Source organism: Pseudomonas sp. 43(2021) (assembly GCF_017490805.1).
In the GTDB taxonomy this organism is placed as follows: domain Bacteria; phylum Pseudomonadota; class Gammaproteobacteria; order Pseudomonadales; family Pseudomonadaceae; genus Aquipseudomonas.
Genome location: NZ_JAFGYJ010000494.1, coordinates 1 through 454, shown reverse-complemented (window position 1 = coordinate 454; position 454 = coordinate 1). Strand labels below are relative to the sequence as shown.

Below are 454 nucleotides of genomic sequence, written 5' to 3'. Positions count from 1 at the left end.
GTATGCAACCGCGGCAACCTGTGAACTGGTAAAAATCCTGCTGCTCGACAGCGGCCGTCTGCAGGAAGAGGAAGCGGGATTTGCCAACAAGCACGGCTTCTCCAAACACTCGCCAGCGTTACCCCTGTACACCGAGCAGGACGCCATGCGGGCGCTGGCACTGCTGCACCCGATCGAATTGCATCACCGCATCGACATTATTCCGGGGTTGAGCATCCTGCTGCGCGGCGCGGGGCATATTCTGGGCGCGGCCACCGTTGAAGTCGTCGCCGATGGCATCACGCTGGTCTGTTCGGGTGACCTCGGGCGGCCGAATGATCCACTGATGTACGCCCCGGAAACCATTGAGCAGGCCGACTATTTGCTGGTGGAGTCGACCTACGGTGATCGTCGACATCCACAAGACGCTCCAGAGAAGCAAATGGCTGAGGTGATCAATCGTACGGCGCTGCGC

1 pseudogene is annotated in these 454 nt (G+C 60.1%); it reads left to right on the top strand.

What is annotated here, in order from left to right:
- Positions 1-454, top strand: a pseudogene (locus J5M71_RS28340) (MBL fold metallo-hydrolase); the annotation flags it as partial.